Source organism: Streptomyces sioyaensis (genome assembly GCF_004122735.1).
In the GTDB taxonomy this organism is placed as follows: Bacteria; Actinomycetota; Actinomycetes; order Streptomycetales; family Streptomycetaceae; genus Streptomyces; species Streptomyces sioyaensis.
This window is the reverse complement of sequence record NZ_SDIF01000001.1, coordinates 62,115-83,024: the sequence shown is the minus strand read 5'-3', so window position 1 is coordinate 83,024 and position 20,910 is coordinate 62,115. Positions and strand designations below refer to the sequence as shown.

Below are 20,910 nucleotides of genomic sequence, written 5' to 3'. Positions count from 1 at the left end.
GACTGCCCCCAGGCGTCTCAGATGGGATGAGGTCCGGCGCTGTTAAGATACGTACCATCCGGTTTTATTTTCAATGCCGGGCGACGAAACGGAGTAAGTAGCTGGCTCAGCGGCGACTTGAGCGGTAGCTAACTGATGCAGAACGGAAAACATCAAGAGACAGGAGGCGTCCTGTGGCACAACAGGACCGCGCTATTCGGACCCGGCGACTGATCCTGGAGGCGGCCGCGTCGGTCTTCGACGACCTCGGATACGACCGTGCGACCATCGCCGAGGTCCTTGAGCGCGCCGGCGTGACGAAGGGCGCCTTGTATTTCCACTTCGCCTCCAAGGAACAACTCGCCCTCGCCGTGCTCGATGAGCACGTGACGGACATCGCAGTGGAGCCGCAGAAGATCAAACTGCAGGAGTTCGTCGACGCGGGGCAGGTGCTGGCGTACCGGCTGCGCAGCGACCCGATCCAGCGCGGAGCGGCCCGGCTGGCAGTTGAGCAGGGCTCCAACCACCTGGACCGCAAGCAGGGGATGATCGCCTGGACGCGGTTCGTCGAGGATCTGCTGCACCAGGCGCGGGATCGCGGCGAGGTGCTGGAGAGCGTCGTGGTGTCCGATACCGCCGAGCTCTTCGTCGGAGCGTTCGCCGGCCTCCAGCTGATGTCGAACGCGCTGACCAATCAGGCGGATCTCAGCCATCGTCTGACGGTGTTCTTCGAGCACACCCTCCCCAGCATCGCCGTGCCCGCCGTGCTCGCCAAGCTCAAACTGGACCCGGAGCGCGGCGCCGAGCTCGATGCCGCTCTGCAGCGGACGGGCCGGGCGCCCACCGAGGCCGATATTGCGGTGAGTTGAGCCGGGTGGGCCGGGTGCCTCGGGTGGCGTCGGGCCGGGTCGGCGTGTCGTAAGGGGTGCCGGGCAGTTCGGATGATCCAGGGCATTCGGGGCGGCTGAAAAAATACCGCGTAGTCGGTGTGGAGCGCCGGCATGTGGACGAGTCGTGCGCGAAGTGTGCAGGTCAGTGGAGTGTGGGCCGGAGCGGGAGGCGTCGCGGAAGAACCGCGGTGCCTCCCGCTGTTGACGGGTGCACCAGTGGGCGGTGCCCCGTGCCCGCTGCTCATCCCGTCTCTGCCACCGCTGCCACCTCTGCTGCTCTGCCACCCCTGACGACACCACACTCCTCTCTGCCGCCCTGGAGGCCCTACGCATGACCCGGACGACGAACGATCAGCCAGCCGGAGGGGCGGCGGCCATCGCCGCGGCGCCCCTGGTCCCCGACCCGGCCGTGGGCGGGCGCCGTAGACCCAGCGGTGGCATCGTTCCGGTGCTGGCCTTCGCCGGCATTGTCGTCGCGGTGATGCAGACGCTGCTCGTGCCGGTCATCAAGGACCTGCCGGTGCTGCTCAACACGACACCCGGCAACGCCACGTGGGTGTTGACCGCCACCCTCCTCGCCGGTGCCGTCGCGACGCCGATCATGGGACGCCTCGGCGACCTGAACGGCAAGCGGCGGATGCTGCTGACCAGCCTCGCCATCATGGTCGTCGGCTCGCTGGTCTGCGGATTCACCGACGACCTGGTCACCATGATCGTGGGCCGGGCGCTCCAGGGCTTCGCCATGGGCGCCATTCCCCTCGGCATCGGCCTCATGCGCGACGGGCTGCCGCGCGAACGGCTCGGTGCGGCCATGGGGTTGATGAGCTCCTCGATCGGCGTCGGCGGCGGGCTGGCGCTGCCGGTCGCGGCCCTGGTCGCCCAACACGCCGACTGGCACACCCTGTTCTTCGGCGCCGCCGGGCTCGGTGTGCTGTCGATGCTGCTCACCCTCCTCGTCGTGCCGGAGACCGCGGTGCGTGCCGAGGGGCGCTTCGACGTGGCCGGTGCCCTCGGGCTGTCGGCCGGTCTGGTGGCCCTGCTGCTGCCCCTCACCAAGGGCAGCGACTGGGGCTGGGGTTCACCCACCACCCTCGGCCTGTTCGGCCTCGCGGTCCTGATTCTGGTGCTGTGGGGCGTGCTGGAGCTGCGCCTGCCCGATCCGCTGGTCGATCTGCGGACCACCGCCCGGCGTGAGGTGCTGCTGACCAACCTCGCCTCGATCACGGTCGGTGTGGCGTTCTACGCGGTCTCCCTGGTGCTGCCGCAGCTGCTCCAGCTGCCCACGTCGACCGGCTACGGCCTCGGCCGGTCGATGGTGGTGGCCGGGCTGTGCATGGCACCGCTGGGCCTGACGATGATGTGTGTCGCCCCGCTGTACGCGCGGATCGCCGCCCGGCGCGGCCCCAAGGTCTCCCTGATACTGGGCATGCTGGTCATCGCGATCGGCTACGGCGCGGGCCTGGGCCTGATGACCGCGGCCTGGCAGACCGTCATCATCGCGGTGGTCATCGGCGCCGGCATCGGCCTGGCGTACTCCTCGCTGCCCGCACTGATCATCGGCGCCGTCGACCCGTCCGAGACCGGCGCGGCCAACGGGCTGAACACCCTGATGCGTTCGATCGGCACCTCGGTGTCCAGCGCGGTCATCGGCATGGTGCTGGCCCACATGTCGACGGGCGCACGAGGTGTCACGGTGCCCACGATGGCCGGCTTCCGGGTCTCCTTCCTGATCGCCACGGCCGCGGTCCTCGTCGGCGTCGCCCTGGCGTCCTTCCTGCCGTCGCAGCGGAAGGCGTCCCGTCCGGCCCTGGTCGCGCAGAGCCCGGACGGTACGGCGGCCGCGGAGCACCACTCTGCTGAGGTGACTGCCCGCGTGGCCGACCGCACGGCCGCCCGCGCGACCGACCACGTGACCGGATTCCGCGGCCGGGTGGCGGACACCTCCGGTGCTCCGGTCCCGGGCGCGAGCATCACCCTGATCGACCGTCAGGGGCGTCAGGCCGGTGTCACCACGGCCGGCGCCGACGGCCGCTATGCGCTCGATGCTCCCGCGGCCGGTGCCTATGTCCTGACCGCCGCCGCGCCCGGGCACCGCCCGCATGCAGCCGCTGCCACCTACCGCGGCGCGGACGCCTCGACCCGGGTCGACCTGATCCTCACCGGCACCGGCCGGCTGCACGGCACCCTGTTCGGCGGCCCGGAGGGCACCCGGCTTGTCGGCGGGAGCATCGTCGTCACCGACGCCGGGGGCGATGTGGTGGCCCGTGCGACCTCCGGAGCCGAAGGGGACTGGGAGGCCGGCCAGCTGCCGCCGGGCACGTACACCCTGGTCCTCAGCGCCCCGGGGCACCGGCCGCAGGCCCGTCCATGGGAACTGTCCGGCGGCGAGTCGGAACGGCTGGACGCCCGACTCCAGCCGGCCGCCACGGTCCGCGGCACGGTGCGGGGCCCGGGCGGGCGGCCACTCGCCGATGCCGCCGTGACCCTCGTCGAGGACGGCACGGTCGCCGGGCACACCGTCACCGGCCCGGACGGCGTCTTCGCCTTCTCCGAGCTGAGCGGCAGTCACTACACCCTCACCGCAGCCGGATATCCGCCGCACGCCGCCCCGATATCCCTCACCGGCGGCGCCCACGCGCTCCTCGACCTGGAACTCGCCCAGCCACCGTCGGCCACCGGCTGACGCTTCCACCAGCCAACGCTTCCACCGGCTGACGCACCCACCGTCCGCCCCCGGTGGGCACGCTGCCGGCTACGCCCGTATCTCCGGGATCCCCGGTGGTGACGCCGGGGGCGGTGCGCGCTGATCCGTGCTTCGTGGCCCCGAACGATGCGCGGTTGCGCGCCGGCCCTGGCCCTGGGCGGCGGGCGTACCCGTCCCTGGCCGGGGTGAGCGCGACTTCTACGGCAATCCGGTTCCCGATCCGCCGAACATCGGGGCCGACGGGGGACACGGGGCGTAGCGAAAACCGGCCACCGGCTGAGCCCTCGGGGCCGGTGGGGCGGCCGGGAGCGGTGAGGCGGAGGAACCCGTTCCGCGGAACGGCCGAACCCGGTGGTGCCCTGTCCGCAACTCGGGGATTTTCTGCGAGTCTGAGTGGCACGCCCGGAATCCCGGCTGGTCACACCGGTTGCCGGAGTCATCGGCGTGCCGAGCGTACAGAGTCGTTAGCAGTGTGTTAGTGCCTCGTTAGCGGACCAGCAGTGACCGGGGCCACGCTGGAAAGGGCAACGGACGGACCGCACACCTTCTACGACCGCTCGCACCTACCAGACGAGGGGGACACTTATGTCGCTCACCATCAAGACGCCCGGCCGCGGCCGCCGTGTCGCCGCAGGAACGCTGATCGCCGTCGCGGCGCTCGGGCTCACCGCCTGCAAGGGCGGGACCGATGCCGCATCCCCCTCGTCGGCCGCCACCCCCGCCACGTCCAGCGACGCCGGTCAGGGCAGCGGCTCGCAGGCGTCGGGCAGCGGACACTCACCCGGCGCCGAGCCGCAGTCCTCCGCGCCGGGCGGTCACCGCTCTTCGGCGGCACCCGGTGTGACACCGAAGGGCTCGGTCCCGCGCACCACCCAGTCCCACAGCTCGGCGATGTCGGCATCGGACCGCTGCACCGCCGCCGCGATGTCGCTGCGCCTGGGCCCCGCCGACATCGGCGCGGGCAACATCCACTACCCCCTCATCTTCACGAACAAGGGCAAGAAGGCCTGCTCGCTGCGGGGTTTCCCCGGGGTGTCGCTGATCAACCGGGACGGCTCGGCGGTGGGCAAGCCCGCCACCCGCGCGGGCGGCAGCGGCGGCGTGGTCCGGCTCCAGCCGGGGCAGAGCGCACACGCCGTGCTGCACACCATCAACGAGGGCCTCTCGGACACCCCGTGCTGGGGCAAGTCGCAGATCGTCTACGTCTACCCGCCCGGCTCCAAGGAGTCGATGACCACGGGCAGCGGCGGGCTGCGGGTGTGCGGCGGACGGTTCGAGGTGACGGCCGTGGAGCCCGGCGCCCTGGGCTGACGCCCGGACCGCGGAACGGGCTGCGGAGCGCCCCATACGGACCGCCCCGCAGCCCCCGGACCGGCCCGCGGACCGAACCCGCGGACCGACCCGTGGAGCGGCCCCCGGCCCGCCGCCCCACCCCGGACGGAGCCGTCCGCGCGCACACCCCTACGCGAAAGACACCCCCGCACAAGACCGCGCCCCCGGCAAACGAACGACGTGCCGGGGGCATGCTGTCGTGCCGTAGGCGGGCGGCGGCAGGGGCTTCCACGGGACGCCGGGGGCCGCCGCTCACCTGTCGAGCGGCGAGCTCCGTCCGATCCGACGGTCGGGTGGCACGTCACCGCAACGGCCCCTGGCGATCGCCCCTGCTCTCAGGATCGGTGTTACCAAGGTGGATGAAAGCCTTGAATGAGTGCTTTCGTTGCATATCTGCCTAGGAGACATTCCCATGTCTGCAGCTTCGCGTACGGCCACCAAGGCCGCTGCCAAAGGAAAGCCGTCCGCCGAGGACGAAGCCCCGATCCATGTTCTGTGGATCAATGCCGGCCTGAGCTGCGATGGTGACTCCGTGGCGCTCACCGCCGCGACCCAGCCGAGTATCGAGGAGATCGCGCTCAGCGCGCTGCCGGGACTTCCCAAGGTTGCCGTCCACTGGCCGCTGATCGACTTCGAAAGCGGACCGGTCCAGGGCGCGGACACGTTCATCGAGTGGTTCTTCAAGGGCGAGCGCGGCGAGATCGACCCGTTCGTGCTGGTCATCGAGGGGTCCATCCCCAACGAGTCGATCAAGCCGGAGGGCTACTGGTGCGGTTTCGGTGACAACCCCGAGACCGGCCAGCCGATCACCACCAGCGAGTGGATCGACCGACTGGCACCCAAGGCGCTGGCCGTGGTCGCGATCGGCACCTGCGCCACGTACGGCGGTATCCATGCGATGGCCGGCAACCCGACCGGAGCCATGGGTGTGCCCGACTACCTCGGCTGGGACTGGACGTCCAAGGCCGGGATCCCGATCGTGTGCGTGCCCGGCTGCCCGATCAAGCCGGACAACTTCTCGGAGACGCTGACGTATCTGCTCTACCAGGCGACCGGCGCGGCCCCGATGATCCCGCTGGACGAGCAGCTGCGGCCGACCTGGCTCTTCGGCAGCACCGTGCACGAGGGCTGTGACCGGGCCGGTTACTACGAGCAGGGCGAGTTCGCGACCACCTACGACTCGCCCAAGTGCTCGGTGAAGCTCGGATGCTGGGGTCCCGTGGTCAAATGCAACGTGCCCAAGCGGGGCTGGATGGACGGCATCGGCGGCTGTCCGAACGTCGGCGGTATCTGTATCGCCTGCACCATGCCCGGCTTCCCCGACAACTTCATGCCGTTCATGGACGAGCCGCCCGGCGCCAAGGTCTCCAGAACCGCGAGCGCCGCGTACGGCAGCGTCGTCCGCCGGCTGCGCGGCATCACGGCCAAGACCGTCGACAGCGAGCCCAAGTGGCGGCATCGCGGCGACCAACTGACCACCGGTTATCGGCAACCGTGGTGAGCGCACACCCCTAGCCGTCCGGACACCCCGGACTCTCCGTCCGACCCCCATTTCCGCGCGCAGAGAAGGGCACGGCACACACGATGGCACCGACGACAAAGACGGCCGGTGACGGCAGCGGTCTGACGGAGATGTCCTGGGATCCGATCACCCGGATCGTGGGCAGCCTCGGCATCCACACCAAAATCGACTTCAAGCAGAAGCGGGTGGCGGAGTGCTACAGCACCTCGTCCGTCTTCCGCGGCTACAGCGTCTTCATGCGGGGCAAGGACCCGCGCGACGCCCACTTCATCACCAGCCGGATCTGCGGCATCTGCGGCGACAACCACGCCACGTGCTCGGTGTACGCACAGAACATGGCCTACGGCGTGAAGCCCCCGCACCTGGGGGAGTGGATCATCAACCTCGGCGAGTCCGCCGAGTACATGTTCGACCACAACATCTTCCAGGAGAACCTGGTCGGGGTCGACTACTGCGAGAAAATGGTCCGCGAGACCAACCCCGGCGTATGGGAACTCGCCCAGCGCACCGAGGCCCCGCACGCGGCCGAGCACGGCTACCGCACCATCGCCGACATCATGAGCTCGCTCAACCCCCTGGAAGGCGAGTTCTACCGCGAGGCGCTCCAGGTCAGCCGCTACACCCGGGAGATGTTCTGCCTCATGGAGGGCCGCCATGTGCACCCCTCCACGCTCTACCCGGGCGGCGTCGGCACCGTGGCCAGCGTCCAGCTCTTCACCGACTACATGAGCCGGCTGATGCGCTATGTCGAGTTCATGAAGCGCGTCGTCCCGCTCCACGACGACCTGTTCGACTTCTTCTACGAGGCGCTGCCCGGCTACGAGGAGGTCGGCCGGCGGCGGGTGCTGCTGGGCTGCTGGGGCGCGCTCAACGACCCGGAGCACTGCGACTTCACGTATCGCAACATGACCGACTGGGGACGGAAGATGTTCGTCACCCCGGGCGTCATCGTGGACGGCAAGCTCGTCACCAACGACCTCACCGAGATCAACCTCGGCATCCGCATCCTGCTGGGCAGCTCCTACTACCAGGACTGGGAAGGCCAGGAGCAGTTCGTCACCCATGACCCGCTCGGCAATCCCGTCGACCCGCGCCACCCGTGGAACCAGCACACCATCCCGGCCCCGCAGAAGCGGGACTTCGCCGACAAGTACAGCTGGGTGATGTCGCCGCGCTGGTTCGACGGCAAGGAACATCTGGCGCTGGACACCGGCGGCGGCCCGATCGCCCGGCTGTGGTCCACCGCGCTGTCCGGGCTCGTCGACACCCCCTACGTCAAGGCCACCGGCCAGAGCGTCGTCATCGACCTGCCCCGCTCCATGACCAAGCCCGAGGCGCGCTTCGAGTGGAAGATCCCGAAGTGGAGCAACGCGCTGGAGCGCAACCGGGCCCGTACCTACTTCCAGGCGTACGCGGCGGCCATGGCGCTGCACTTCGCGGAGCAGGGGCTCAACGAGGTCCGCGCCGGACGCACCCAGACCTGGGAGAAGTTCGAGGTCCCCGACGAGTCCATCGGCTGCGGCTTCACCGAGGCGGTCCGCGGCGTCCTCTCGCACCACATGGTCATCCGGGACGGGAAGATCGCGAACTACCACCCCTACCCGCCGACCCCGTGGAACGCCTCCACCCGCGACAGCTACGGCACCCCCGGCCCGTACGAGGACGCCGTCCAGAACACCCCGATCTTCGAGGAGAACTCCCCGGAGAACTTCAAGGGCATCGACATCATGCGCACGGTGCGCAGCTTCGACCCCTGTCTGCCCTGCGGCGTCCACATGTACGTCGGCGACGGCAAGCCGGTGCAGAAGATGCACGTGCCCACCGGTCTGAGCGGGCTGTCCGGATGACCGCCCGGGCCACCACGGCGCCGGCCGCCGCACCGCAGGCCGGGGTGCCCCAGGGCACCGCATCCCACGGCACCGCACCGAACGCCGAGGTGACCGGCCGGCGCGTCGAGGACGTACTGGACCGGCTCGCGCAGCGCGGCGACCGTGAAGTCAGCGCCGCCGCCGAGGAGTTGGTCAGCGTCCTGATGGACTTCTACGGCGCCGGACTCGCCCGGATCATGCACCACGTGGGCACCGGCGACGACGGCCCGCGGCCGGCGCTGCTGCGCGACGAACTGGTCACCAGCCTGCTGGTGCTGCACGATCTGCACCCCGAGGACACCGCGACCCGCATCGGCCGGGCCCTGGACAGCGTCCGCCGTCAGCACGCCGCCGAGATGGCGGAGTTCGACGTGGACACCGGGGTGCTGCGACTGCGGGCGGGCGACTCCGGCGGCTGCGGCTGCCCCAGCACGGCCGATCAGGCCCACCAGGCCGTCGAAGCCGCCGTCGCGTGCTACGCACCCGAAGTGACCTCGGTGCAGTGGGAGACGACGGGCGCCGCGCCCGAGCCGGCGCTGCTGCAGATCTCCCGCCGGCCCCCGACCGGCGCCGGCGCCCCGTGAGCGGCCCAGGGACGGCCCCCACCCGCCTGGGGCCGCAGGCCGCCCACCGCGGCCTGCGCCGCTTTCGCGCACCGACGCCGCCGGCCCCGGAACGCTGCGAACTGTGCAGCGTGGTGCTCGCCGAGCACAACCACCGCCATCTGGTCGACACCAAGCGCCGGGCGCTGGCCTGCGCCTGTACCCCCTGCGCGCTGCTCTTCGACCGGCCGGGATCCGGCAGCGGACAGTTCCGGACCGTCCCCGCCCGCTATCTCGTCGACTCCGGCCACACCCTCGACGACGCGGCCTGGGACCTGCTCCAGATCCCGGTCGGCGTCGCCTTCTTCCTGCGCAACGCCGACCTGGACCGGCTGGTCGCGCTCTACCCCAGCCCGGCCGGTGCCACCGAGAGCGAACTCGACCCGTCGACCTGGCAGACCGTGCTCGGCGCCAGCCGGCTCTCCGCCCTCCTCGAACCCGATGTGGAGGCGCTGCTGCTGCGTCGCTTCGAGGGCCGCATCGACTGCTATCTGGTGCCCGTCGACGTCTGCTACGAACTCGTCGGCCGGATGCGGCTGTTGTGGCAGGGCTTCGACGGCGGTGCCGAGGCGCGCGCCGCGCTCACCGACTTCTTTGCCAAGATCGCCCGCCGGGCCCGCGAACCGAAGGAGGACGACCGGCCGTGACCCAGCTGTCGTTCGAGTGCACCGGCGTACGGGCGGACCGCTATGCCGCCGCGCCCACCCTCCTCTTCCGCCTGCGCCTGACCGCCGCCGAGGCGACCCGGGTGCACGCCATCGCGCTGCGCTGCCAGATCCGCATCGAACCGGCCCGGCGCGGCTACCGGACCGACGAGGCGGAGGCGCTGTCCGACCTCTTCGGGGAGCGGTCCCGCTGGGGCAGCACCCTGCACCCGCTGCAGTTCGCCCAGGTCTCCCAGGTCGTCCCCGGCTTCACCGGTGAGACCGAGGTGGACCTCGCCGTCCCCTGCAGCTACGACCTGGAGGTCGCGGCCGGCCGCTACTTCCGTGCGCTGCACGAGGGCGAGGTGCCGCTGCTGCTGCTGTTCTCCGGCACGGTGTTCGCCGGGGCCGGCGGCTTCCAGGTCCAGCCGGTGTCCTGGGACAAGGAAGCGGCCGTGCGGATGCCGGTGGCCGTGTGGCAGGAGATGACCGAGGCGCACTTCCCCGGTTGCGGCTGGCTCCGGCTGCCCCGCGAAACCCTCGACGCACTGCTCGCCTACCGCTCCCGCCACGCCCTTCCTTCCTGGCGGGCGACCGTCGAGTCCCTGCTGGCATCGGCCGGGGGCACCGAGCCGCCCGCACCGGAGGCCCGGCTGCTGCGCGGCGCCGCCCGGGCCCGTACCGTCAGCGAGAGGACCGCGCCATGACGACCGGCGTCCTGCCCGACGAGACGGCGGACCCCTTCGCCACCGCCCGCCAGGTGGCGGACGCCGTGCTGTTCGAGGGCTACGTCCTCTACCCCTACCGCGCGTCCGCCGCCAAGAACCGACTCCGCTGGCAGTTCGGCGTCCTCGTACCGCCCGCCTGGGGAACGGACAGCGCCGAGCACTCCTGCCAGCGCACCGAGTGCCTCATGGAGCCCCGGTCCGGCGCCCGGCTCTCGGCCGAGCTGCGGTTCCTGCACGCGCAGCGGCGCACCGTCCAACGCCTGTGCCTGGACGGCGGGTTCGAGACCGTCGAGGAACTCGAACTGCCCGACCGGGTGCTCGTTCCCTGGGACGAGGGCGCCGAGGAGCGCGTCACGCTGGAGGCCGATGTCTCCAAGCTGACCGGCGAGGGCGTCACCGTGCCCTTCACCCGGCCCGCGCGGGAGGAGACCGAGCCGGTGCACGACGCCGAGGGACGGCTCGTCGGCCGGCTGGTCCGCCGCTGTGCGCGGCTCGACGGCCGGGTGCGGCTGACCGCGCGCGCGATCGACGGCCCCTACACGACGCTGCGGCTGACCGCGACCGTCGAGAACACCAGCGGCTGGGAACCGGACGACGCCGCCGCCGACCGCACCGCGGCCCTGCCGCACTGCCTGGTCGGCGCCCATCTCCTGCTCGGCCTGAGCGCAGGGTCGTTCCTGTCCATGACCGACCCGCCGGAGTGGGCCCGGGCCGCCGTCGCCGCCTGCCGCAACGAGCACGCCTGGCCGGTGCTGGCCGGCGCCGACGGACGCAGCGATGTGCTGCTGTCCGCCCCGATCATCCTGGAGGACCACCCGGCCATCGCCCCCGAGAGCCCCGGCGCCCTCTACGACGCCCTGGAGATCGACGAGATCCTCGCCCTGCGCACCGCGGCCCTCACCGACCAGGAGAAGCGCGAGGCCCGCGGCACCGACCCGCGCGCCGCCGAGGTCATCGAACTCGCCGACACCATGCCCCCCGAGGTGTTGGAGCGACTGCACGGCGCCGTACGGGCGTTGCGCGAGGTCACCGGCCCCGGGCCGGCCGCGCCCGAGGCCCTCGCGCCCGAGGTGCCGGGCCTTCGCCCGGACACCCCCTGGTGGGATCCGGAGAGCGACCGCAGCGTCGACCCGGTACGCGACCGGATCACCGTCGACGGGCGGTCGGTCGGCGCCGGGAGCCGGGTGCTGCTGCGGCCCGGCCGGCGGCGCACCGACGCCCAGGACCTCTTCCTCCAGGGCCGTACCGCCCAGGTCGAGGCGGTGCTGCACGACGTCGACGGCGGGGTGCATCTGGCGGTGACCGTGGAGGGCGACCCGGGCGTCGACATCCGGCGGGAGCAGGGCCGCTTCCTGTACTTCCAACCCGACGAAATCGCTCCCCTGGAGGACGCGTGAGCGCGCACGGCAAGCGAACAGTCCACGGGCACCCGCGGGGCGCGGGCCGGCCCGCCGCACGCAGCGGGACCGAGGCATGACTGCCGGCGCACCGGCCGGCAAGCCGCCCGTGCGGACGCTGATCGCCGGCGTCGGCAACATCTTCCTCGGCGACGACGGCTTCGGCGTCGAAGCCGTCCGCCGGCTCGGTGAGCACGAACTCCCCGAGGGCGTCGAGGTCGTCGACATCGGCGTCCGGGGGGTGCACCTCGCCTACCAGATGCTCGACGGCTACCACACGGTGTTGCTGGTGGACGCCTCCGCGCGCGGCGGCGAACCCGGCACCGTCCAGCTCCTCGACGCCACCGACCCGGCCACCGCCCGCCCGCAGGCCACCGCGCTCGACGGTCACCACATGACCCCCGACACCGTGCTCGCGCTGCTCGACACGCTCAGCGCGGGCACCGACAGCCGGCGCCCGGACCGCGTCCTGGTCGTCGGCTGCGAACCCGCCGATGCCGCCGAAGGCATCGGGCTCAGCGAACCGGTCGCCGCCGCGGTCGACGAGGCCGTGGAGCTCATCCTGCAGCTCGTCGGCGCGGCGGAGCCGACACCGTCGGCCGCCGGACCCCACACCAGTGAAAGGAACTCGCCATCATGCTGAAGCTCGCCATGAGCGGAATGCTCGCCGCCGCGCTCGCCGTCGTCCTGAAGTCCGTACTGCCCGATCTCAAGCGCTATCTGCGGATCCGTTCCATGTGACGGGCGGCGCTGCACCGAACGGTGTACGCCACCGGGCCGCCCCGGCGAGGCACCCCGGCCGGCCTCTGGACGCGCCGTCTAATGAAGCCGAGCGGCACCCGGTCGTCCCCGCACCAGAGAGGGACCGATGCACGAGATGTCCATCGCGCTTGCGGTCGTGGACCAGGTCGCAGGCGCGGCCCGGCCGGACGGGGCCGGCACGGTCCACAGCGTCCGGCTCCAGGTCGGCGAACTGGCCGGCGTGGTCCCCGATGCGCTGGCCTTCTCCTTCTCCCTCGCCTGTGCCGGAACCGTGCTGGAGGGCGCGGAACTGGTCACCGAGCCCGTGGTGGCGCGCGCCCGCTGCGGCTCCTGCGCCGACGCCTGGCCGGTGGGCATGCCCCCACAGCTGAGCTGTCCGGGCTGCGGCGGGGCGAGCGCCGAGCTGCTCTCCGGCCGGGAACTCCAGATCGTCAGTGTGTGCTGGAACGACGCCCCGGTACACGTACCGACTCACGAGGAGCGCTGAACCATGTGCCGTGTCGTCGACCTGCAACAGGCGGTCCTTGCCAAGAACGACGCCTGCGCCCACACCCTGCGCGAGGACCTCGCCGCCCGTGGCACCGCGCTGGTAAATCTGCTCTCCAGCCCCGGAAGCGGCAAGACCGCCCTGCTGGAGCGGGAACTCACCCTCGCCCGCAGCCGGAAGATCCCGGTCGCCGCGCTCACCGCCGACCTGGCGACCGAGAACGACGCGGTGCGCCTCGCCCGCTCCGAGGTCCCCGTCAAACAGGTGCTCACCGACGGGCTGTGCCACCTCGAAGCGGAGATGCTGGGCGGGCACCTCCACGGCTGGCTGCCCGCCGACACCCGGCTGCTGTTCATCGAGAACGTCGGGAATCTGGTCTGCCCGGCCTCCTACGACCTGGGCGAGACGCTGCGCGTCGTGCTGGCGTCGGTCACCGAGGGCGAGGACAAGCCGCTGAAGTACCCCACCGCCTTCGGCCTCGCCCATCTGGTCGTGGTCACCAAGACGGACATCGCCGATGCGGTCGCCTTCGACGAGGCGGAGTTCCGCGCCAATGTCGAACGCATCAACCCCGGCGTCGAGGTCGTCCTCACCTCGGCCCGCGGCGGCACCGGCGAAGGGGCGCTGCTGGACCGGGCGCTGGCCGCGCGCGACGGAGCGCCGGTGCACATCCCGGTCATGACCCGGAAGTCCCACCATGTGCACGACGTCGAGGACGGCCGCCCGTACGAGGCGGGCGATGCCCCCGACGGCGAGCACACCCACGCCCCGCGGGAACACGGCGGCCATCCGCACCCGACCGGCTCCGACACCGTGGCGTCGAGCCGCTCATGACCACGGGGCAGGTCGGCGGGGCCCTCGCCACGGCCCCCGCGGCGGCCGCCGGCCGCCGCCGGATCACCGTGCGCGGCGTCGTCCAGGGCGTCGGCTTCCGCCCGTTCGTCCACAGCCTCGCCACGGAACTGGGCCTGACGGGCCACGTCACGAACACCGGTGACGGCGTGGTCGCCGAGGTCGAGGGCGTCCCCGCCGCACTGGCCCGCTTCGTGGAACGGCTCGGCGCCGAGGCGCCCCCGCTGGCCGTGGTGGAGGCCGTCGAGGGCGAGGACATCGCGGCGGCCGGCGACACCGGATTCCGTATCCTCCCCTCCCGTGCCGACGGCCCGTCGCGCACCCTGGTCTCCCCGGACGCCGCCACCTGCGACGCCTGCCTCGCCGAGCTGGCCGACCCGGCCGACCGCCGCTACCGGCACCCCTTCCTCACCTGCACGCACTGCGGGCCGCGCTTCACCATCGTCACCGCGGTCCCCTACGACCGCGCCCTGACGACCATGGACCGGTTCCCGATGTGCGCCCGCTGCGCGCGGGAGTACGCGGACCCGGCCGACCGGCGCTTCCACGCCCAGCCCATCGCCTGCCACGACTGCGGCCCCCGACTGCGACTGCTGACCGCCGACCCGGCCGACCGCACCCGCCCCCCGCACCCGGCGACCGGCCCCGACCCGGTCGCCGACACCCGCCGGCTGCTCGCCGACGGCGCCATCGTGGCCGTCAAGGGCCTCGGCGGCTACCACCTGGTCTGCGACGCCTCCGACGACACCGCCGTCACCTCGCTGCGCCGCCGCAAGTCCCGCGGCGACAAACCCTTCGCCCTGATGGCACGTCAACTCACCGACGTCGAGCACCTGGTACGGCTGCGGGACGAGGAACGCGCGCTGCTCACCGGACCGGTACGCCCGATCGTCCTGCTGCGCCGCGCCCCGCACCCCGCGCCGCCCCCCGACGCGCCCGCGCTCTCGGCCGCCGTCGCCCCCGGCAGTCCCGACCTCGGCGTCATGCTGCCGTACACCCCGCTGCACCATCTGCTGCTCGGCCTGCCCGGTGACCCGCCGGGCCCCCGGCTGCTCGTCATGACCAGCGGCAACATCGCGGGCGAACCGATCGTCACGGACGACGACGAGGCGGTGGCGCGCCTGGCGCGGCTGGCGGACGCCTGGCTCGTCCACGACCGGCCGATCCACCTCCCGTGCGACGACTCCGTGGTCCGCATCAGCGACGGGGAGCCGCTGTTCGTCCGCCGCTCGCGCGGCTATGCGCCGTTCCCCGTGCCGCTCCCGGTACCGGTCCGGCCCGCGCTGGCGGCCGGCGGCGACCTGAAGAACGTGCTGTGCCTCGCCGAGGGGCGCCGCGCCTGGCTGTCCGCGCACATCGGCGACATGGACGACCTGGCGACCCAGCTCGCCTTCGAGAAGGCCGAGGCGCATCTGGAGACGGTCACCGGGGTGCGTCCGCAACTCCTCGCCGCCGACCGGCATCCCGGCTACCGCACCGGCCGGTGGGCCGAGCGCCACACCGACGGCCGGGCGCTGGTGCGCGTCCAGCACCACCACGCCCACGTCGCCGCGGCCATGGCCGAACACGGCCTCGGCGACCGGCAGCCGGTCATCGGGGTCGCCTTCGACGGCACCGGCTACGGCGACGACCACGCCGTGTGGGGCGGCGAGATCCTGCTCGCCGACTACGACGGATACCGCCGCTTCGGACAGCTCGCCTACGTCCCGCTGCCCGGCGGCGACACCACCGTACGGCGCCCCTACCGGATGGCCCTGGCGCATCTGCGCGCCGCCGGCCTCGGCTGGGCCGCCGATCTGCCGCCGGTGGCGGCCTGCCCGACAGAGGAACGGCCGCTGCTGGCCCGGCAGTTGGAACGCCACCTCAACTGTGTGCCCACCTCCAGCATGGGCCGGCTCTTCGACGCCGTCTCCTCGCTGGCCGGGATCTGCCACCACGCCGGATACGAGGCCCAGGCCGCCGTCGCACTCGAAGCGGCGGCTCTGACCGCGGGCGAGGACCACGGCCCCGGCTACACCTTCGCGCTGCACACCGCACCGACGGGCCAGGCGGGTGCCGACACCGTCGCCGACCCGGCCCCGGTGCTCACCGCCATCGTCGAGGACCTCCGGGCGGGCACCGCCCCGGCGCTGATCGCGGCCCGTTTCCACACCGCGGTCGCCGAGCTCGTCCGGCGCTGCTGTGCCCTGGCCCGTCAGCGCGCCGGCCTGACGACCGTGGCGCTGACCGGCGGCGTCTTCGCCAACACGCTGCTGGCCGAGGCTACCGCCCGCCTCCTGCGGCAGGACGGGTTCACCGTCCTGCGCCACCGCCGCGTCCCGCCCAACGACGGAGGACTGGCGCTCGGCCAGATCGTCGTGGCGGCCCGCGCGGTACCCGTGTTCGGCGGGGTGGGCGTGCCCTGAGCGGGGTCCCGACGAGGCAGACGCAACGCACCCACGACGAGGAGAGACCCATGTGCCTGGCGGTACCCGGCAAGGTATTGGACATCGAGGAACGGGACGGCACCCGCATGGCCACCGTCGATTTCGGCGGGGTGGTCAAGGAGGTGTGCCTGGAGTACGTCCCCGATCTGCGGGTCGGCGAGTACGCCATCGTCCATGTCGGTTTCGCACTGCAGCGCCTGGACGAGGAATCCGCCCGGCACACCCTCGCCCTGTTCGAGGAACTGGGCCTGCTGCAGGAGGAGTTCGGCGACCCCTGGGAGGCGGCCGCGGCTTCCGGGGCAGGTGAGGGGGCGGTCGCCGGAGCCGGTGGCGCACCGGCCACGGCCCCCGGTGACGGAGCGACGGAGGCGATCCGGTGAAGTACATCGACGAGTTCCAGGACCCCGGGCTGGCCCGCCGGCTGCTCGACGAGATCCGGGCCACGGTGACCCGGCCCTGGGCCCTGATGGAGGTCTGCGGCGGCCAGACCCACACCATCATCCGCCATGGCATCGACCAACTGCTCCCGCAGAACGTCGAGTTGATCCACGGCCCGGGGTGTCCGGTGTGTGTGACGCCACTGGAGGTGATCGACAAGGCGCTGGAGATCGCCGCCCGCCCGGACGTGATCTTCTGTTCCTTCGGCGACATGCTCCGGGTCCCCGGCAGCGACCGCGATCTGTTCCAGGTGCGCAGTCACGGCGGCGACGTACGGGTCGTCTACTCCCCGCTCGACGCACTCAAGATCGCCCAGCAGAATCCGCACCGCCAAGTGGTGTTCTTCGGCATCGGCTTCGAAACCACCGCGCCCCCCAACGCCATGACGGTCCATCAGGCCCACAAGCTCGGCATCCCCAACTTCAGCCTGCTGGTCTCGCACGTCCGGGTGCCGCCCGCCATCGAGGCCATCATGCAGTCGCCCAGCTGCCGGGTGCAGGCCTTCCTGGCCGCCGGCCACGTGTGCAGCGTGATGGGCACCCGGGAGTACCCGGAGCTGGCCGAACGGTTCCGGGTGCCGATCGTGGTGACCGGCTTCGAACCGCTGGACATCCTGGAGGGCATCCGCCGCACCGTGCGCCAGCTGGAGCGCGGCGAACACACCGTCGACAACGCCTATCCGCGCGCCGTACGCCCCGAGGGCAACCCGGCGGCCCAGGCCATGCTCGCCGATGTCTTCGAGGTCACCGACCGCGCCTGGCGCGGTATCGGCACCATCCCGGCCAGCGGCTGGCGGCTGTCGGAGCGCTACCGCGACTACGACGCCGAGTACCGCTTCTCCGTCGAAGGCCTCACCACGCGCGAACCCGCCGCCTGCCGCAGCGGGGAGGTCCTCCAGGGGCTGATCAAGCCGCACGAGTGCGAGGCCTTCGGCACCGCCTGCACCCCGCGCACCCCGCTCGGCGCCACCATGGTCTCCAGCGAGGGCGCCTGCGCCGCCTACTACCTCTACCGCCGACTCGGCACCACGCCCACCCCGCAGGAGGCGAGCCCCGTTGCCTGACACCACCCACCCCGCCCACGGCGCCCCCACCCCGGCCGACCGCGGCCTGCCCACCGTCGACATCTCCGGCTGGACCTGCCCGGCTCCGGTCCGCGACCAGCCCCGGGTCGTCATGGGGCACGGCGGGGGCGGCGCGCTGTCCGCCGAACTCGTCCAGCAGATCTTCGCCCCGGCCTTCGGCGGCGAGATCCTCGCCCAGCTCGGCGACTCCGCGGCGGTCTCCCTCGGCGGCGTACGCCTGGCGTTCTCCACCGACTCCTATGTCGTGCGGCCGCTCTTCTTCCCGGGCGGCTGCATCGGCGATCTCGCCGTGAACGGCACGGTCAACGACCTTGCCATGAGCGGCGCCAGGGCCGCCTACCTCTCCTGCGGCTTCATTCTGGAGGAAGGCGTCGAGATGCCGGTGGTCGCCGGGGTCGCCGATGCCATGGGTGCGGCCGCGCGGGCGGCCGGCGTCGAGGTGGCCACCGGTGACACCAAGGTCGTCGAGGCCGGCCACGGTGACGGCGTCTATCTCAACACCGCCGGCATCGGGCTGATCCCGGCGGGCGTCGACCTGCGGCCGCAGCGCGTCGTCCCCGGCGATGTGGTGATCGTCAGCGGCGACATCGGCCTGCACGGCGTGGCGATCATGAGCGTGCGGGAGGGCCTGGAGTTCGGCGTCGAGATCGAGAGCGACTGCGCGGCACTCGGCGGCCTCGTCGAGAGCATGCTCGCCGTCACCCCCGATCTCCATGTGCTGCGCGACCCCACCCGGGGCGGACTGGCCGCGGCCCTGTGCGAGATCGCCACCGCGTCCTGCACCGGCATCGTCATCGAGGAACGCGCCATCCCCGTCCCGCCGGCCGTCGCCAACGCCTGCGCGATCCTCGGCCTGGACCCGATGTACGTCGCCAACGAGGGCAAGCTCGTGGCGTTCGTCCCCCGCGAGCACGCCGATGCCGTACTGGACGCGATGCGCGCGCACCCTCTGGGCGCCGGCGCCGCGGTCATCGGTGAGACCGTCGAGACCCACCCCGGCATGGTCGTTGCGCGCACCCCGCTGGGCGGTACCCGGGTGGTCGATCTGCCGCTGGGCGAGCAGCTGCCCCGGATCTGCTGACGGGCCGGTCGCGCGATGGCGGTGCCCCGGCGTCACAGGCGCCGGGGCACCGCCACCGCTCCGCTCAGACCTTCTCCAGCAGCCGGGAGCCGAACCAGTCGTCGGCGTCCCGTACCCCGGGCAGGATGAAGAAGTAGCCGCCGCCGAGGGGCGTGACGAACTCGGACAGCGGCTCGTGCTGGAGCCGCTGCTGCACCGTCGCGAACTGCCGCTCCGGGTCCTGCTGGTAGCCGCAGAAGACCAGTCCGAGGTCCATCTTCCCGCTGCGGTCGAAACCGGCGTCGTAGTTGTAACTACGGCGCAGGAAGCGGGAGTTGTCGGTCTTCTCGGTGCGGGGGTTGGCCAGCCGGATGTGCGAGTTGAGCGGGATCTTCGTCCCGTGCGGGTCGTCGCGGTACCTCGGTGCGTCCGTCTCCTGCTCGCCGTCGAGGGGGGCACCGCTCGCCTTGCGCCGGCCGAAGATCCTCTCCTGGCGGGCCACCGGCAGCTTGTCCCACTTCTCGATGTGAAAGCGGATCAGGCGCAGCACCTGGTAGCTGCCGCCCAGGGCCCACTCCGGTTCGCCGCAGGGCGGGGTCACCCACATCAGCCGGTCCATCTCCCGGTCCGATCCGGTGTCCGGATTGACGATCCCGTCCTTGAAGCCGATGAAGGTGCGGGGCGAGCCCGAGGGCCGCGAGGGGTTGAGGAAGGCGTCCGCGCGCCAGCGGGGCCGTAGCAGCCCCTCCGTCTCCCGCGTCAGATCGCGCAGGACGTGGACGATCGCGTCGGGGTGCTGGGCGCAGATCTGCAGCGACAGATCACCGTGGCAGCGGGGCGGCTCCAGCCGGTCGTCGGGGAAGGCCGGCATGGCCTTGAGGTGCCGGGGCTTGTGCCCGGAGAGCCCGAACCGGTCGTCGAACAGCGAGGCGCCGACCCCGAGGGTGATGGTCAGCGAGTCCGGCGTGGGCGTCTCCTTGGCGACCTGCTCGTCCTGCGGCTTCACCCCTGCCACCAGGATGCGTGACCGCTTGGTGAGCCGCTGGAACAGCTCGGTCAGGCCTTCCCGGTTCTCGGCCAGCACATCGAAGCCGACGAACCCGGCGAAGAGCTGCTGCGGCGTCACGATGCCGGACTGATGGTGACCGTGGAAGGGGATCTGGTCGGGCAGTTGCCGGTCCTCGCGCAGCCCCGCCGCCGTCCGGGACGCCGGGACGGCGGCGGCCTCCCCGCCGAGCCCCACGGCGGCTGCCGCACCCGCCATCCCCGCCGCACACTTCAGAAAGCCCCGGCGCCCCTCGTCCCGCGGAGGAACACGCTCGTCGTCGGCCTGGTCACGTCTCATCGTCCCGCCCTCCTGACTGCGTCGTCCGGCAGCCGCGCACCTGCACATACCTGGGCGCGATGCTCGTCGCCCGGGATGCGAGGACCGGGAGCAACACGGTCCCGGCGCCGGATATCACGCCTGGGACGGCGGCGGGGTCGTCCGAATGGCGCAGGCGGAGCGTCCTGCGCGCGACAGCGTCCGGGGGCGCTCGTAGCGTCGGGACGGTGACCTGCCCGTACGCGGCACAGCCCGACGCCGGGGCGGCCCGTCATGCGCCACGCACCGCCACCTAGCCCATGGACCCGCCACATGACCACATCCACCGACGCGAGCACCGTCGTAGGCGAGGCCGAACCCGTCGGCACGGTCGTTTCCACCGACGCGAGCCCCCGCAACGGCGCCGCCGCCCCCCTCGTGGAGCACGCACCCACCGGCGCGGGCCCGGTCACCGCTGGTGCGGGCGCGCCCGCCGTCGAGCGCACCGTCCGCACCGAGGCCCCGGCCGCCGGGGCGCCCACGGCCGACGACGCCCCGCCTGCCGACACCGCCTCGCCCTCCGACGGGTGCCCGGTGCCCGACGAGCCGCCCGAGTCCTGGCTGCGCATCGAGAGGGGCCGTGCCGGGCCGGAAGAGATCGCCGCCCTCAGCGTCGTGCTGTGCGCCCAGATCGCCGCGTTGCGCGCCCTCGCCGCGCCCGGCGAGGCCGGGGCACCAGCCCCTGTCCCGCTGCTCCACGGCCGACGCCGGCACGCCCACCGGTCCGCATGCTGGTCGGGCTGCTGGACCTGCTGACCGACCGGGGGCACGG

19 protein-coding genes are annotated in these 20,910 nt (G+C 72.2%); 18 read left to right on the top strand and 1 reads right to left on the bottom strand.

Going from position 1 to position 20,910, the window contains the following annotated elements:
• Positions 1-173: 173 nt before the first annotated feature.
• The 17 genes from EST54_RS00345 to hypE all read left to right on the top strand — a co-directional run bounded on the left by EST54_RS00345 (position 174) and on the right by hypE (position 18,796).
• Positions 174-848 carry a ScbR family autoregulator-binding transcription factor gene (locus EST54_RS00345; protein WP_129243463.1) on the top strand — a complete coding sequence of 225 codons (675 nt, stop codon included), beginning with the start codon at positions 174-176 and terminating at the stop codon, positions 846-848.
• 352 nt (positions 849-1,200) lie between these two features.
• Positions 1,201-3,552 (top strand): MFS transporter, encoded by a 2,352-nt coding sequence (locus tag EST54_RS00340; RefSeq protein WP_129243460.1) that lies wholly within the window; start codon positions 1,201-1,203, stop codon positions 3,550-3,552.
• Between the two features lie 606 nt (positions 3,553-4,158).
• The gene (locus EST54_RS00335; protein ID WP_129243457.1) at positions 4,159-4,884 is read left to right on the top strand and encodes a DUF4232 domain-containing protein; all 726 of its coding nucleotides are present in this window, start codon (positions 4,159-4,161) and stop codon (positions 4,882-4,884) included.
• A 433-nt stretch (positions 4,885-5,317) separates the two neighbouring features.
• Positions 5,318-6,406, top strand: a complete 1,089-nt coding sequence (locus tag EST54_RS00330) for an NADH-quinone oxidoreductase subunit B family protein (RefSeq protein ID WP_129243454.1) — start codon at positions 5,318-5,320, stop codon at positions 6,404-6,406.
• Positions 6,407-6,489: 83 nt separating this feature from the next.
• Positions 6,490-8,274: a nickel-dependent hydrogenase large subunit gene (locus tag EST54_RS00325; RefSeq protein WP_129243451.1), complete on the top strand. Its 1,785-nt coding sequence runs from the start codon at positions 6,490-6,492 to the stop codon at positions 8,272-8,274.
• The gene (locus EST54_RS00320) at positions 8,271-8,879 is read left to right on the top strand and encodes a hypothetical protein (protein WP_174857363.1); all 609 of its coding nucleotides are present in this window, start codon (positions 8,271-8,273) and stop codon (positions 8,877-8,879) included. The genes EST54_RS00325 and EST54_RS00320 overlap by 4 nt, the downstream gene beginning before the upstream one ends.
• Positions 8,876-9,544 carry a DUF5947 family protein gene (locus EST54_RS00315; RefSeq protein WP_372448281.1) on the top strand — a complete coding sequence of 223 codons (669 nt, stop codon included), beginning with the start codon at positions 8,876-8,878 and terminating at the stop codon, positions 9,542-9,544. Before EST54_RS00320 ends, EST54_RS00315 begins: the two co-directional genes overlap by 4 nt.
• Positions 9,541-10,248, top strand: coding sequence for a DUF6084 family protein (locus EST54_RS00310; RefSeq protein ID WP_129243448.1), 708 nt, complete (start codon positions 9,541-9,543; stop codon positions 10,246-10,248). Before EST54_RS00315 ends, EST54_RS00310 begins: the two co-directional genes overlap by 4 nt.
• A complete protein-coding gene (locus EST54_RS00305) occupies positions 10,245-11,666 on the top strand; it encodes a hypothetical protein (RefSeq protein WP_129243445.1) in 1,422 nt (473 codons plus the stop codon). The genes EST54_RS00310 and EST54_RS00305 overlap by 4 nt, the downstream gene beginning before the upstream one ends.
• Positions 11,667-11,742: 76 nt before the next feature.
• Positions 11,743-12,309, top strand: coding sequence for a hydrogenase maturation protease (locus EST54_RS00300; RefSeq protein ID WP_129243442.1), 567 nt, complete (start codon positions 11,743-11,745; stop codon positions 12,307-12,309).
• The gene (locus EST54_RS36085) at positions 12,303-12,407 is read left to right on the top strand and encodes a DUF6893 family small protein (protein WP_372448282.1); all 105 of its coding nucleotides are present in this window, start codon (positions 12,303-12,305) and stop codon (positions 12,405-12,407) included. The genes EST54_RS00300 and EST54_RS36085 overlap by 7 nt, the downstream gene beginning before the upstream one ends.
• 127 nt (positions 12,408-12,534) lie before the next feature.
• Positions 12,535-12,915 carry a hydrogenase maturation nickel metallochaperone HypA/HybF gene (locus tag EST54_RS00295; protein WP_129243439.1) on the top strand — a complete coding sequence of 127 codons (381 nt, stop codon included), beginning with the start codon at positions 12,535-12,537 and terminating at the stop codon, positions 12,913-12,915.
• A gap of 3 nt (positions 12,916-12,918) precedes the next feature.
• Positions 12,919-13,749, top strand: a complete 831-nt coding sequence (gene hypB / locus EST54_RS00290) for a hydrogenase nickel incorporation protein HypB (RefSeq protein WP_129243436.1) — start codon at positions 12,919-12,921, stop codon at positions 13,747-13,749.
• Entirely contained in the window at positions 13,746-16,172 is a 2,427-nt protein-coding gene (hypF, locus tag EST54_RS00285) for a carbamoyltransferase HypF (RefSeq protein WP_129243433.1), read from the top strand. Before hypB ends, hypF begins: the two co-directional genes overlap by 4 nt.
• A gap of 50 nt (positions 16,173-16,222) precedes the next feature.
• A complete protein-coding gene (locus EST54_RS00280; RefSeq protein ID WP_129243430.1) occupies positions 16,223-16,573 on the top strand; it encodes a HypC/HybG/HupF family hydrogenase formation chaperone in 351 nt (116 codons plus the stop codon).
• Positions 16,570-17,694 (top strand): hydrogenase formation protein HypD, encoded by a 1,125-nt coding sequence (gene hypD / locus EST54_RS00275; protein WP_129243427.1) that lies wholly within the window; start codon positions 16,570-16,572, stop codon positions 17,692-17,694. The genes EST54_RS00280 and hypD overlap by 4 nt, the downstream gene beginning before the upstream one ends.
• Positions 17,687-18,796, top strand: a complete 1,110-nt coding sequence (gene hypE / locus EST54_RS00270; protein WP_372448283.1) for a hydrogenase expression/formation protein HypE — start codon at positions 17,687-17,689, stop codon at positions 18,794-18,796. The genes hypD and hypE overlap by 8 nt, the downstream gene beginning before the upstream one ends.
• A gap of 64 nt (positions 18,797-18,860) precedes the next feature.
• On the opposite strand, the gene efeB is transcribed toward hypE, so the two are convergent.
• Positions 18,861-20,120, bottom strand: a complete 1,260-nt coding sequence (efeB, locus tag EST54_RS00265; protein WP_129243424.1) for an iron uptake transporter deferrochelatase/peroxidase subunit — start codon at positions 20,118-20,120, stop codon at positions 18,861-18,863.
• Positions 20,121-20,411: 291 nt separating this feature from the next.
• On the opposite strand from efeB, the gene EST54_RS00260 reads away from it, so the two are divergent.
• The gene (locus tag EST54_RS00260; RefSeq protein WP_129243421.1) at positions 20,412-20,894 is read left to right on the top strand and encodes a hypothetical protein; all 483 of its coding nucleotides are present in this window, start codon (positions 20,412-20,414) and stop codon (positions 20,892-20,894) included.
• Positions 20,895-20,910 lie beyond the last annotated feature (16 nt).

Bases quoted from the DNA above. Each gene is read 5' to 3' on its own strand.
- EST54_RS00340 (WP_129243460.1), top strand. From the start codon at position 1,201: ATGACCCGGACGACGAACGATCAGCCAGCCGGAGGGGCGGCGGCCATC.
- EST54_RS00335 (WP_129243457.1), top strand. From the start codon at position 4,159: ATGTCGCTCACCATCAAGACGCCCGGCCGCGGCCGCCGTGTCGCCGCA.
- EST54_RS00330 (WP_129243454.1), top strand. From the start codon at position 5,318: ATGTCTGCAGCTTCGCGTACGGCCACCAAGGCCGCTGCCAAAGGAAAG.
- EST54_RS00325 (WP_129243451.1), top strand. From the start codon at position 6,490: ATGGCACCGACGACAAAGACGGCCGGTGACGGCAGCGGTCTGACGGAG.
- EST54_RS00320 (WP_174857363.1), top strand. From the start codon at position 8,271: ATGACCGCCCGGGCCACCACGGCGCCGGCCGCCGCACCGCAGGCCGGG.
- EST54_RS00305 (WP_129243445.1), top strand. From the start codon at position 10,245: ATGACGACCGGCGTCCTGCCCGACGAGACGGCGGACCCCTTCGCCACC.
- EST54_RS00300 (WP_129243442.1), top strand. From the start codon at position 11,743: ATGACTGCCGGCGCACCGGCCGGCAAGCCGCCCGTGCGGACGCTGATC.
- EST54_RS36085 (WP_372448282.1), top strand. From the start codon at position 12,303: ATGCTGAAGCTCGCCATGAGCGGAATGCTCGCCGCCGCGCTCGCCGTC.
- EST54_RS00295 (WP_129243439.1), top strand. From the start codon at position 12,535: ATGCACGAGATGTCCATCGCGCTTGCGGTCGTGGACCAGGTCGCAGGC.
- hypB (WP_129243436.1), top strand. From the start codon at position 12,919: ATGTGCCGTGTCGTCGACCTGCAACAGGCGGTCCTTGCCAAGAACGAC.
- hypF (WP_129243433.1), top strand. From the start codon at position 13,746: ATGACCACGGGGCAGGTCGGCGGGGCCCTCGCCACGGCCCCCGCGGCG.
- EST54_RS00280 (WP_129243430.1), top strand. From the start codon at position 16,223: ATGTGCCTGGCGGTACCCGGCAAGGTATTGGACATCGAGGAACGGGAC.
- efeB (WP_129243424.1), bottom strand. From the start codon at position 20,120: ATGAGACGTGACCAGGCCGACGACGAGCGTGTTCCTCCGCGGGACGAG.
- EST54_RS00260 (WP_129243421.1), top strand. From the start codon at position 20,412: ATGACCACATCCACCGACGCGAGCACCGTCGTAGGCGAGGCCGAACCC.